Genomic DNA, 13,105 nt, shown 5'->3' with positions numbered 1-13,105 from the left:
TTTGGGTACATGAGCACCGGAAGCGCAGAAAATCGCCGTTTACAGCCCGTCATCACTGAATCCCCACACACCCTAGACGGGGAGAGCCCTAAGCGGCAGCGACATCTACAGGCACCGACTTGAAAGCCGGCGTCCTGCTGCGCGGATCGACTTCCGTGCCGATGAGCACATTGGCCTCGGGATAGTAGGCCAGCACAGACCCGGCCGGCAGATCGAAGCTGGTGGCGATCCCCTCCATCTCGCCGACGGCAGAGCGCACTTTTACCCTCTGACCCTCGGTCAGGCCGCGCGCTGCCATGTCGGCCATGCTGAGGAAGATCGAATAGCGCCCGGCCTTGCCGCGATAGCTGTCGGTCTCCTCATAGATGATCGAATTGAACTGCCCCTCGCTGCGCACGGAGGCGAGCATGAGCTTGCCATGTTCAAGGACAGGGATCGGCGTGACGACGAAATGCGCCTTGCCATCCATGGTGCCGAATTCGGGGACGTGCAGCACGCGGTTGCGAATGTGGAATTCGCGCTTGGCGACGTCGATATCGGCCAGTTCCTCCATGCCCGGCACAATGGCGGCGATGGCGTCGCGCAGCTTGGCGTGACCAGAGAAGGCATCGAAATCCACGGGAGAATCCGGCAGGACGCGCTTGCCGATCTGGCCGAGGATCCAGCTTTCCGGCCGCACCGTGCTGATGCGCTCGATGCCGCCATCGGACAGCCGGACGAAATTGAACATGGATTCCTGGGTCGTCGGCTCCCATTCCTCGTCGCGCGCCGTGACCGGCAGAATGAGAACCTCGCCATCGCCCAAGCCATGCACATGGCCCTGGTTCAGCGTGGTGGTCAGAAACAGCTTGAACCCGATGGCGCCCATGGAGCGGCTCGAAAAAGCGGTGTCCGGCGTCGCCGCCCAGAGATTGCCGCCCATGATGACGGCCGCATCGATATTGCCGGCTTCGGCCCGCTTGAGGCAGGCCATGGTGTCGAGGCCCTTTTCTTCGGGGAAGCTGACGCCAAAAACCTCTTCCATGCGCTTGAGGACATCGCGAGCAAGCACCGGCTTGACCCCGATCGTGCCGATACCCTGCACATTGGAGTGGCCACGCAGCGGCAGCAGCCCGGCAAAGCGCTTGCCGATCATGCCGCGCAGTAGCGCCAGATTGGCAATAGCTTCCACATTGGCGACGCCGTGGACGTGGTGCGTCATGCCCATGCCCCAGGCAAAAACCGCATGCCGCGAGCGGCCATAGGCCGCCGCCACCCGCGAAATCTCTTCGTGCGATAGCCCACAGGCTGCCGTGATTTCATCCCAGCCAAGCGTATCGATATCGTTACGGAAGGCATCAAAATCGGCGCCATGGGCCGCGATAAAAGCCCCGTCCTCTGTCCCCTGCTCCAGCACCGCCTTGGCAAGACCTTTGAAGAGAGCGATGTCAGAGCCGATCCGCGGCTGCAGATAGTCCGAGGCGATATCGCTGCCGCCCTTGAGCATCGACAACGGCGATTTCGGCACGGCGAATTTGACGAGGCCCGGCTCCTTGGCCGGGTTGATGACGATTACCTGCCCGCCCCGCTCCCGGCAGTTCTTCAGCATGTGAATGAAGCGCGGATGGTTGGATGACGGATTCGCGCCGATGACGAAAATCAGGTCGGCGCCGGTCAGGTCTTCGAGTTCGACGGTCGCCGTCCCCTTGCCGATCGTGGTCGCGAGGCCCTCGCTCGTCGCCTGGTGGCAATAGTAGGAACAGTTGTTGACGTTATTGGTGCCATAGGCCCGCGCCAAGAGCTGGAACAGAAATCCCGCCTCGTTGGAGGAGCGTCCCGACGAATAAAAAAACGTCCGCTTGGGATCGGTTTCGGCCAGACGATGCGCAGCGTGATCGAGTGCAGAATCCCAATCGAGCGGCTCGAAGCGATCGGAACCGGCGCGACGGAAAAGCGGCGTGCCCAGGCGCCCGAGCTTTTCCATCTCACGCCCCGAAAGCTCGCTGAGTTCGGCAATCGTGTGCTCGAAAATCGGCTCGGGAATCGGCGGCTGGATATCGGTCGATTGCGCCTGCACCGACTTGTTGCAGACCGAGGGGAACTCATCGAGTTCATTGGTCATGCCGCCATGCTGCCCACCCATCCCATAGGCACAGGCTTTGCAGGTATTTTTCGCCGTCAGCGCCTTGGCTGCCTTGCCCACGCCCATCTTGCCGATGGTGGACAGAGTATAGAGAACTTTCTTCGGGCCGCCGCCCACGACATTACTGGTATCGGCCACTTAGAACACTCCCGCAGTGCCCCTTATTTTGGAGCCGACAAGACGGGAGTGCAAGTCATCAACGGTCTCCCCTCCGCACGGTGTCATTCCCGCGAAAGCGGGAACCCCTGTTTGGTAACGGAGGTCCCCGCTTTCGCGGGGATGACACGGCGGAAAGCGGAGAGAGCGCAATGACCGTCAGTAAACGTCTTTCACATACATCTCCTGCGGCACCGGCCCACGATGATAGTCGGGGTGGCGGATGCGCTCGGGCAGCACGATCTCGGACTTGGGCACTTCGTCATAAGGAATGGCCGCGAGAAGATGCGCGATGCAATTGAGGCGCGCGCGCTTCTTATCGTCGGCATTGACCACCCACCACGGCGAATCCGTCGTGTGCGTGCGCGCCAGCATGTCTTCCTTGGCCTTGGTATAGTCTTCCCAATGGCGGCGGGATTCCATGTCCATGGGCGAGAGCTTCCACTGCTTCAGGGGGTCCTGAATGCGCATGCGGAAGCGGAATTCCTGTTCTTCATTGGTGATGGAGAACCAGAACTTGATGAGGATGATGCCCGAGCGGATCAGCATCTTCTCGAACTCAGGCACTGTGCGGAAGAACTCCTCCAGTTCGTCCGGCGAACAGAAGCCCATGACACGTTCGACGCCGGCGCGGTTGTACCAGGAGCGGTCGAACAGCACCATTTCGCCGGCAGCCGGCAGGTGCGGCACGTAGCGCTGGAAATACCACTGGGTCTTTTCGCGATCGGAGGGTGCGGGCAGCGCCACGACGCGGCAAACGCGTGGATTGAGCCGCTGCGTGATGCGCTTGATGGCCCCGCCCTTCCCAGCGGAATCACGACCTTCAAAAATGACCGCAACCTTCAGTTTGTTATGAACAATCCAGTCCTGCAGCCGCACCAGTTCGTGCTGCAGGCGGAAGAGTTCGCGGAAATAGACATTGCGGTCGAGCGACTTGCGCTCTGCTCGCTCACCCTCTTCGGCCAGCGCTTCGAGCTGGTCGTCCTCGAATTGCAGCTCCAGCTCTTCGTCAAAGCTGTCGGTAATCTCTTCGCGAATGCGGTTCAGTTCTGCCTCGAATTGTTCGAAGCGCGCGTTCTGGTCGAAGTCGTTCACGTGAGGGCCCTCCGGGTGCGGCACCATTGGCCACACCAGGATTGCACTTTTGTGACAGAAGCGCTTCCGGCAAAAGTATCGGCGTTTTGCATGTCGCCCAAGTCATGGGCGACATGCCGTGGTGTTAGGCGCTCAACCCAAATGCCAACCGGAGATTTCCAGCCTCAATAGACAAAGACCGTCAACTGATTGCCGCGCTGGTGAACGGCAAAGACGCGGTTCGCATTGTAGGAAGACCGATCCATCGAAGCGCTGAGCAGGCTATCGCTGCTAATGGCGGAGCGCAGCGAATTGCCGAGACCGGAATTGGTCAGGGCAGCGGCGAGCCACGTCTGCAGTTCGGGGCACATGTCGACACGCTGGATCTCGACATTGCTGGCGCGCTGCCAGGACCCGCCGATCTGCGTGCCCTGGATCAGGCGCTCCACCTGGCGCGGGCTCGTGCCGGCGCAGGCCGGAGCGCCTCCACCGTTGGAAGCGGAGAAGGACGGAATGCCGCCATTGCCGACACCCCCGTTTCCACCGCCATTCCCGGGATTGCCAGGGTTGCCCGGATTGCCACCGTTGCCCCGAGGGCCGCCGATGTTTACGCCGACATTGGCGAGGCTCCCGCCACCGACCGTCGCGCCAACCGTGGCTGCTCCATCGAGCACGTTCGCATTCACGCTAAGAGCGCTGCCGCCGCCGCTACCGACAGTGGCATTGGCGAGGTTCGAGCTGCCGCCGACTTGCGCGTCGAGAAGCTGATTCTCGCCGCCAAGGCCTATATTGACCAGACCCGTATTGGAAGCATCGCCTGAGCCAAGGGTGACCAGTGCGTCTTCGCCACTTCCACCAATGATTCCAAGCAGGTTCTGGGCCTGGGCGGGCGCCGAAACACTCGCGACAAAGACCAGAGGCAGAATCGAAAGCAATTTTCTTTTCATAACTCATCTCCATCTTCGCGACCAATTGCCGCATGGTAGTGACGAGCGAGAAGTAACTTGGGTTTCAATTTGTGATTGAACCATCAATCACTAGTAAACAACATTTAAATACACAAATATTGATGACAATTAACCAGAATTTATTACAAACAAAAAAGGCGCGGAACCGAAGTTCCGCGCCCCATCGGGGCTACAGCAAAGGAGCGTCAGCCTTCCTGCCACCGCCGACTTATCGGGCTGATCTCCGCTTGGGACCGCCGCGTGGCTCGCCACAGCAGAACTGTGGTTCGCTGGCACAACGACCCATTTCCACATCAGTTCCCGCAAAGCCGTTCACATCGGCAACCGCGCTAAAATTGCGTATTGATGGCTAGGGTGAAGCGATCGATCGTGTATGTATCCCCTGACTCCTCCACCCATTTTCGCAAGGCGCCCAGCGACAGGCTCGCCTGGTCGGCCATCGCATAATCGAGGCGCAGGCTGGCAGTCTGCACCTGCCGCGTCTGGCTCGCATCGAAAATCCCCATCTCGTCGCTGCGGCTCACCGCCGCCGAGAGCGCAATGGCGTCCGTCATCCTGTACCGCGCAGAAAACTCAATCTCGCTGGTACTGCTGGCGACGGGATCGAGCGGATCGTCGAGATCGACACCCTTTTCTGCCCGAAGCGCCAGTGCCCAGCGATCACCCAGCGCTAGTTCCGACTGCATCGCGAGATAAGGCAAAACCTCGCGCAGGCCGGGGTCGATCAGCGGCCAGACCAATGTCGCCCCGGCCAGGAATTCGACGAGCAGAGTGTCCGTCTTGGTCCGAATACCGCCGGCGACAGTCCCCGCAGTCCCCGGCAGGCGGCCATAGTCGAACTGGTCGGCCTGTGGAACATTGGAAAAATCCCCCTTGAGCCGGCCAAGCACCGCCATAGCGCCCGTCACCGCCTTTTCCCAATTCACCGCTACCCCGACAACGCCCACTTGCGGGTCAAGCCGAACCGGCGGCAACTCGATGGGCAGGCCGGAAATGACCGCATCCTCGGGATAGCGCCAGCTACCGTTCACCGTCACCTTGACCTGCTGGTCTTCCCCCATGACGGCCAGTTCCAGCATGGTTTCGTGTGTCACCTTGCCATTCGCAACGCCGATCATCGCGTCATCGAGCGGCAAGCCCTCACCGATCCAGTCCCGCGTCAGCGCATACCCAGCCCGCAGCACCATGCCCTTGTCGAGCTCCAGCGCCGCTTCCACGCCGGCCGCGGCGGACATGTCGTCTTCCACCGAAAACGTCGCAAAGCGCGTCTGCTCGAACAGCAATGTTCCGCGCAGCGACAGGGCGCCCATGCTGTGCGACAGCGAAAGCTCATGCTTGTGCTCGACGAAGAGGTCGGACGGCCCGTCCACGGTTTCCGTGGCATTGCTGGTCCACCCCGCCTCGACGGTACTCTTGAGCGCCAGGGCCTCCTCGCCCAAAACGGCAGAAACACTGACCATCCAGACCGCAATGCAAGAAAACCAGCGCATCCCAACCTCCGGCAGAACCACCGGGCAAGAATGCTCATGGTTCAGTAACCAATATTTCACGTAGAGGGTCAGTAGATTTACAGGGCTGGCAGCGTTGAGATTAAGCGTTAATGCCGGAACCGGGTCGCGTAAGTAGTCTATTAACTATGATCTTCGCCCCCGCTCCGGAATTTTAGCTCCACTCAAAAGGAGCTGGCCATGCCAAAACCGAGCGAACTTTGCACCACCCTGCGCAATTGGCGCATTCGCGCCCGCCTGCAACAGGATGCCGTCGCCAAAAGCCTCGGCGTCACGCAGAGCCAGATCAGCCGCTGGGAAAGCGGGCGCGATGCGCCCCGTCCGCACAACATCGAAGCCATCCGCCGCCTCATCTGGGGCCCCGAGGCCGATCCGCTCGTCGCCCTACGCTATTTCGTGGAAGAGTCGCACCAGAACCTGCTGCTGATGGATGCCAGCCACGCCATCATCGCCTGCAGCCGACCGCTAAAACTGCCCTCTGGCCCGCTCGATCGCTTCGGCTGGGTCATCGATCCCCAGAAAAACCCCGCCTTCGCCCCAGTCCATACCCGCTTCTGCGAATTGCTGGCTCGGCCGGCCGGCGTCGTCAGCCTCAAGATTACCATCCCCTTTGTGGACAATGGCCGCGACTGGTGCGCCGTCATCAACAAGACCATCCACACGGTCGTCGGCACCCGCCTTTGCCTCGTCGAACCCAGCTTCCGCGAGGCAACCGGCCTTGAAGGCAAGGAGATCCGGCTTGAAGAGGTGCGACTGACGCCTGACGAAGGGGAACGTCACTCGCTTACCCTCTGGCGCCAATTGGCCCCCGCCTCCTGATCCATTTTTTCTAAGCAAAATCAAAACAAAGAACCCGCGCCGGGGGGCTCCGGCGCGGGTCTGGCGTCCGTGGCGGGTTGGAGGTAACACCCCGCCGCAGGAGCTACCAGCCGTGCTTCTTGGTCTGGTTCTGGCCGCCGATGCCCAGAATGCCATTGCCGTTCAGCACACCATTGAGAATGGAATTGCCGTTGGCGGTGTTGTTGCCGCTGAGGATGCCGGAGAGAATGCTGCTGTTGTTGCCGACGGCGACAGTATTGCCGTTGAGGACATTAATATTGCCCACATCCACGACGTCGGCCACGGTGGAAACGACGCCGGTGATGTTGCTGAGCACGTTGTTGGTGCGCTTGGCGAAGAAGCCTCCCGCATGAGCGCCCGAAGTCATCGCCATGGCAGCCACGACGGAAAGTGCAATCACGGTCTTCATACTCGTTACTCCCTTGAAAACATGTCGGTTTCGACAGGCACGAGGAAGCCCGAGGACGCGCTTTTGGGCAATTGCAGGGGGCGATAATATGCGTTTCATGCGCACTAGGCGCGTTTCATGTCCCGGACTACGGGAAAGCCCTAAAGCTCAAAGCTCTCCTGCATCGCCTGAATAGCCTTGATGGCGGCCGAGGCGCGGTTTTCGACGCCGAGCTTGGCATAGACCTGTTCGAGGTGCTTGTTCACCGTGCGGGGGCTAAGGCCCAAAATATCGCCGATATCGCGATTGGACTTTCCGCGGGCGATCCAGAGCAGCACTTCGCTTTCGCGCTGCGTCAGCCCAAAGTGCTGGCGGAGATTGTCTTCCTGCCCCTCCTCCTGCGCTCCGGTAAGCCGAAAAAGATATTCGTCGCCGCCGACCACGCCGAGAAAGGCAAATTGCAGCCCCGGGGCGCCCGGCAGATTCACGTCGAACCCGCTTCCCGGCGCCGCGTCGCCATGGTCGAGCCGCCAGCGGGAAAAACCGCTCGACATCTCCGCCTGGCGATCCGCATCCATACCGGAGCGTTCGAGCAACTTGTTGGCCTGCGGCGTCGACCACAGCACCGCTGCATCGGCACCGAACGCCACCAGATGCCTACCGGCCGCGTCGAGCGCAATCCGCGCGCTCTGGGCCCGCCGCGCATTGGCTAGGTGCACCCGGATACGGGCGCGCAATTCGTCGACATTAATGGGCTTTGATAGATAGTCTACGCCACCGCTTTCGAGCGCATGGACGATGTGCTCGGTTTCGGTCAGCCCGGTCATGAAGATAACGGGCACATGCGTCAGGGGCGCCATGGCTTTCAACCGACGGCAGGTTTCAAAACCATCGAGCCCCGGCATAACGGCATCCATCAGTACGACGTCGGGCACCACCCGCTGCACGATATTGAGCGCCGCCTCGCCGCTGCGCGCCACCAACACGGTCACGCCCGCTTCTTCGAGCGCAGTCGTCAGGAAGCCCAGGGACTCCGGCGAGTCATCGACAAGCAGGACGATGTCTTGATCCTTCTCAATCCTGCTCATGGCTGACCCGTTCGAGCAGTTCCGCATAGCCGTCGAAATCGAAGCTCTCCATGTGCCCGCGCAAGGCGGTCACCAAGGGCTCGTTGTTGGGATCGACGGCCAGTTCGGTCAATTTCGCTTCTATCCCCCTGATATGGCCGATTTGCCCCAGATTGGCCAATTCGCGCAAGTGCTCCACCCCGGGCGAGCGCAGCTTCCTCGTCTTTTTGGGCTTTGGCACCGGAGCCTCGAAATAGGTCCAGTCGAGCGCCAGTTGCGCGCCGATCTTGTCGAGCAATTGCTTGAGGTCAAACGGCTTGGCCAGCGCATCATTGTGCCCGGCATCGGCGCTTGCCGGCCCAGCCCCGTCCCCGATATTGGCCGAGAGCATGACGATGGGCTCGGCAACGCCTCTTTCACGCAGCGCGGCAACCAGATCCCAGCCGCTCATACCGGGCATGCGGATATCGACGAAGAAAATATCCGGTTGCGTCGTGGTGACCTGATCGAGGCAGGCGAGACCATCCGCCGCCGTCAGCACGACAAAGCCCAGCGGCGAGAGCATTTCGCGCATCAACTCGCGATGGTCCTGATTGTCATCGACAACCATCACCACCCGCGCCGGCCCGGCATACCCAACGATCCGGCGTAGATCGGCTCGACCCTGGCTCAGGCGCTCGACCTTGGCTAGCATGAGGCGCGCCTGGAAGCGCGTGCCGACGCCAACCGTGCTCGACACGGTGATTTCGCCGCCCAGCGTTTCAGTCAGCAACTTTGTTATGGTCAGCCCCAGGCCAAGACCCGGCGTGAAGCGGTTGTGCTCTGCCTCACCGCGCACGAAGGGCTCAAAAATATGGTCGAGATCGCCGGGCGAAATACCGCTGCCGCTGTCCGAGACAGTAAAAGTCGCCACCTGCATGCGATAGGCGACCTCGAAGCTGACATGGCCTGAGCTCGTGAACTTGATGGCGTTGGAGAGCAGATTGACCAGAATCTGCCGCAGCCGCTTTTCGTCGGTCCGCACATAGATCGGCAAGGCCTTGGCGCGTGAATGGCGGAATTCCAGCCCCTTGGCTTCGGCCTGCAGACGGAACATATCGACGATCTGATCCAGAAAATCTTGGATATTGATCTCGTTGGAATAGACGTGCAGCCGCCCAGCCTCGATCTTGGAAATGTCGAGCAGGCCATCGATCAGCCCGGACAGATGCTCGGCGCTGCGACGGATCACCTGCACCGACCCGCGCCGGTTCTCCGGCACCTCCGGATCGCGCTCAAGGATTTGCGCATAGCCCATCACCGCATTGAGCGGCGTGCGCAATTCGTGGCTGAGGCCAACGACATAGCGCGACTTCGCCTGGTTGGCCGCCTCGGCCTTTTCCTTGGCCCGCTGCAGCTCGGCGTCGGTCTTGCCGTGCGCGTCGATTTCCTTGAGCAGCAAGGTGTTTTGCCGGGTGCTCTCCTCTTCCGCGACCAACCGGCTGTCATGCGCCAGCACGAGGAACCACGTCATGATCCCCGCCGCGACGGCAAAGACAAAGAAGACGACAAGCAGCGTGCCGCCGACCACGTCCGAAGTATCCGGCGCCGATTGGCTGGCGAAATAGTAGATGAGCCCCAGGATTCCGCCGAGGATCGCCGTGGCGATACCCATGGAAATCCCATAGCGCCCAATCCGGGTCTGCAGCTTTTCGATCGCCCATTGCGGCAAGACGCTCGACGCCACCGCATGCGTCTGGGCGCGGAAATGCGCGTGCGGCTTGCACATGTCATGGCAGCGCGCATCGAGCGAACAGCAGAGCGAACAGATCGGCGCCGCATAGGCCGGGCACCACGCCATATCCTCCGGCTCGAAGGGGTGCTCGCAGATCGAACAGGTCAGCGACGTCTTGCTAGCCCATGCCTTTCGCGGCTTGCGCGCGAGATAGTATTTGCCCTTGGTCGCCCATGCGATGGCAGGCGATGCAATGAAGCAGACCACCAGCGCAATATAGGGCGCCAGCGCCGCCGCCATCTCGCCAAAGGCCCCGAAATGCGCCGCCAGCGCAATGACGGCCGAGAGCAGCATCGAGCCGACACCAACTGGATTGATGTCGTAAAGGTGCGCCCGCTTGAACTCGATGCCCGGCGGCGACAGGCCCAGCGGTTTGTTGACGAAGAGATCGGCCGAGATCGAGCAGAGCCACGCCATGGCGATGATCGAAAAGATGCCGAGCGTCTCTTCCAAGAGCCGATAGATGCCCAGCTCCATCAGTAGCAGCGCAATCGCCACATTGAACAGCAGCCAGACCACGCGCCCCGGATGGCTGTGAGTCAGCCGCGAAAAGAAATTCGACCAGGCCAGCGACCCGGCATAGGCGTTCATCACATTGATCTTAAGCTGGCTGACGACCACGAAGACCGCCATCAGCATCAGCGCTACGAACTCATTGGGGATCATGTAGCCAAACGCCACGGCATACATGTAACCGGGCTCTGACGCGTGCTCAGGCGAAACACCCGCCGAAAGCGCCAGAAACGCGAGAAACGACCCCGCGATCAGCTTGGGCGCGCCGACGACAACCCACCCTGCCCCAGCCAGGAAAATCCCGAGCTTCTGCCGCCATTTCGGCGCGCCTTCCGCTGGCAAAAATCGCAAAAAATCGACCTGCTCGCCAATCTGCGTCATCAGCGCCAGGATCACCGCCGAAGCAGCACCAAACTTGGCAATGTCGAACGGCGAAATGGTCCCCGCCGCGCCCTCAGGCTGTCCCAGCCCACCAAAAGCGCGCCAGAGATCGAACTTCTCCCAATCCATGAAGGCGATGAAAATGAATGGCAGGATGTTGAGCACGATCCAGATCGGCTGCGTCAGCACCTGAAAGCTCGAAATCATCCTGATGCCATGCGTCACCAGCGGAATGACGATCAGGGCCGAGATGATGTGCCCCATCCAGAGCGGAATGCCGAAAGCCAGCTCAAGCGCGCTCGACATGATCGACGCTTCGATGGCGAAGAGGATGAAGGTGAAACTCGCATAGATCAGCGAGGTGATCGTCGAGCCGATATAGCCGAAGCTGGCCCCGCGGGTGAGCAGATCGACGTCCACCCCGTGCCGCGTCGCGTAGCGCGAGATCGGCACGCCGACGAGCAAGATGGCGATAGACGCGACGACTATCGCAATCAGCGCATTGGTCGTCCCATATGACAGCGTAATGCTACCGCCGATGGCCTCCAGCGCCAGAAACGAGATGGCCCCAATGGCCGTCTGCGAGATTCGATCATTGGAAAAACGACGCGCCGACTTGGCGGTAAAGCGCAGCGCATAGTCTTCGAGCGTCTGATTGGCGACCCAGCGATTGTATTCGCGCCTGATGGGAATGATCCGTTGCCGCGCCATTATTCGCTCAAGCCTTAACCAATTCGCTGCGCTGCCCAAAAATTCGCCACGCAAGTCTTAGCACGGTTTTTCGCAAAATCACGCGGTTTTTCAGGCCCTTCCGCGTCGCGGCGGAATCTCCTCGTCAGCCAGTTACGTCAATCGACGTATAGGGCACCGTTAAAAAATCGTCTCAGGTGCCCCCATCGAGGCGCCTCCCTTGGCTGTCTCCTTGGGGTCAAACAAACTAGAGGGACGAACATATGAACTTCACCCGCGCCAAAAGCGCCCTGCTCGCCGCGGCACTCGCCGGCAGCATTTCCCTGCCCATGGTTCCGGCCATGGCCCAGGAAGACACCATCAAGGTCGGTATCCTGCACTCGCTTTCGGGCACGATGGCGATTTCGGAAACCACCCTCAAGGACACCATGCTGTTCCTCATCGAACAGCAAAATGCCAAGGGCGGCGTTCTGGGCAAGCAGCTCGAGCCCGTCGTGGTCGACATCGCTTCGGATTGGCCGCTGGCCGCCGAACTCGCCCGCCAGTTGATCGAAGTCGACGGCGTAGACGTGGTCTTCGGTTGCTGGACCTCGGTCTGCCGCAAGTCCGTCCTCCCGGTCTTTGAAGAACTCAACTCGCTGCTCTTCTACCCCGTCCAGTACGAAGGCGAAGAATCCCAGCGCAACGTGTTCTACACCGGCGCTTCGCCTAACCAGCAGGCTATCCCGGCTGTTGATTACCTCATGAGCGAAGATGGCGGCTCGGTCGAGCGCTGGGTCCTCGCCGGCACCGACTACGTCTACCCCCAGACCACCAACAAGATTCTCGAGCAGTACCTGCTCGACAAGGGCGTGGCTCCGGAAGACATCATGATCAACTACACGCCCTTCGGTCACTCCGATTGGCAGACGATTGTCTCCGACATCAAGACCTTTGGTTCGGCCGGCAAGAAGACCGCCGTGGTCTCGACCATCAATGGCGACGCCAACGTGCCGTTCTACCGTGAACTGGGCAACCAGGGCATCAAGGCCGAGGACATCCCGGTCGTGGCATTCTCGGTCGGCGAAGAAGAACTCTCCGGCTTCGACACCACCCCACTGGTGGGTCACCTCGCCGCCTGGAACTACTTCATGTCGGTCGATACTCCCGAAAACGAAGCCTTTATCGCTGATTGGCAGAAGTTCATCGGTTCGGACACCCGCGTCACCAACGACCCGATGGAAGCCCACATGATTGGCTTCAATCTCTGGGTTGCTGCGGTCGAAAAGGCCGGTTCGACTGAAGCCGATGCCGTGATCGACAACATTGTCGGCCTCGAAACGCCGAACCTGACCGGCGGTATCGCCAAGATGCTCCCGAACCACCACATCACCAAGCCCGTGCTGATCGGTGAAATCCAGGATGACGGCCAGTTCTTCGTGGTCTGGGAAACCGAAGACCTCGTCCCCGGCGACGCATGGTCCGACTACCTGCCCGAATCCAAGATGCTGGAAGCCGATTGGACCGCTCCGATCAACTGCGGCAACTACAATACCGAAACCAAGACCTGCGGCGGCTCCGCACAGTAAGCGAACCGCTTGAACCCGGCAGGGGCGGCAACCGCCCCTGCCTCTTTCTCTCGCAG

At 60.7% G+C, this 13,105-nt stretch carries 9 protein-coding genes; 2 read left to right on the top strand and 7 right to left on the bottom strand.

Annotation, left to right across the window (positions count from 1 at the left end):
- Nucleotides 1-88 precede the first annotated feature (88 nt).
- The 4 genes from J7557_RS02210 to J7557_RS02195 all read right to left on the bottom strand — a co-directional run bounded on the left by J7557_RS02210 (nucleotide 89) and on the right by J7557_RS02195 (nucleotide 5,810).
- Nucleotides 89-2,260, bottom strand: a complete 2,172-nt coding sequence (locus tag J7557_RS02210; protein WP_291416902.1) for an FdhF/YdeP family oxidoreductase — start codon at nucleotides 2,258-2,260, stop codon at nucleotides 89-91.
- 177 nt (nucleotides 2,261-2,437) lie between these two features.
- On the bottom strand, nucleotides 2,438-3,373 hold the full coding sequence (gene ppk2, locus J7557_RS02205) for a polyphosphate kinase 2 (protein WP_291416900.1): 936 nt from the start codon (nucleotides 3,371-3,373) through the stop codon (nucleotides 2,438-2,440).
- A 164-nt stretch (nucleotides 3,374-3,537) separates the two neighbouring features.
- Nucleotides 3,538-4,299, bottom strand: coding sequence for a hypothetical protein (locus tag J7557_RS02200; protein WP_291416898.1), 762 nt, complete (start codon nucleotides 4,297-4,299; stop codon nucleotides 3,538-3,540).
- 350 nt (nucleotides 4,300-4,649) lie between these two features.
- On the bottom strand, nucleotides 4,650-5,810 hold the full coding sequence (locus J7557_RS02195) for a hypothetical protein (RefSeq protein ID WP_291416896.1): 1,161 nt from the start codon (nucleotides 5,808-5,810) through the stop codon (nucleotides 4,650-4,652).
- A gap of 198 nt (nucleotides 5,811-6,008) precedes the next feature.
- Between J7557_RS02195 and J7557_RS02190 the strand changes: the two genes are divergently transcribed.
- Nucleotides 6,009-6,647 (top strand): helix-turn-helix domain-containing protein, encoded by a 639-nt coding sequence (locus J7557_RS02190; RefSeq protein ID WP_291416894.1) that lies wholly within the window; start codon nucleotides 6,009-6,011, stop codon nucleotides 6,645-6,647.
- 103 nt (nucleotides 6,648-6,750) lie between these two features.
- On the opposite strand, the gene J7557_RS02185 is transcribed toward J7557_RS02190, so the two are convergent.
- From J7557_RS02185 to J7557_RS02175, 3 genes are all read right to left on the bottom strand, one after another.
- A complete protein-coding gene (locus J7557_RS02185) occupies nucleotides 6,751-7,077 on the bottom strand; it encodes a hypothetical protein (protein ID WP_035087282.1) in 327 nt (108 codons plus the stop codon).
- A 140-nt stretch (nucleotides 7,078-7,217) separates the two neighbouring features.
- Nucleotides 7,218-8,144, bottom strand: a complete 927-nt coding sequence (locus tag J7557_RS02180; RefSeq protein ID WP_291416890.1) for a response regulator — start codon at nucleotides 8,142-8,144, stop codon at nucleotides 7,218-7,220.
- The gene (locus J7557_RS02175) at nucleotides 8,131-11,505 is read right to left on the bottom strand and encodes an ATP-binding protein (protein ID WP_291418268.1); all 3,375 of its coding nucleotides are present in this window, start codon (nucleotides 11,503-11,505) and stop codon (nucleotides 8,131-8,133) included. The genes J7557_RS02180 and J7557_RS02175 overlap by 14 nt, the downstream gene beginning before the upstream one ends.
- A 239-nt stretch (nucleotides 11,506-11,744) precedes the next feature.
- Here J7557_RS02175 and urtA point away from each other — a divergent pair, with 239 nt between their 5' ends.
- Nucleotides 11,745-13,049, top strand: a complete 1,305-nt coding sequence (gene urtA, locus J7557_RS02170; RefSeq protein ID WP_291416888.1) for an urea ABC transporter substrate-binding protein — start codon at nucleotides 11,745-11,747, stop codon at nucleotides 13,047-13,049.
- The last annotated feature ends 56 nt before the right edge of the window (nucleotides 13,050-13,105 follow it).

Source organism: Devosia sp., from assembly GCF_017744655.1.
In the GTDB taxonomy this organism is placed as follows: domain Bacteria; phylum Pseudomonadota; class Alphaproteobacteria; order Rhizobiales; family Devosiaceae; genus Devosia.
This window is presented reverse-complemented; position numbering and strand designations above follow the sequence as displayed.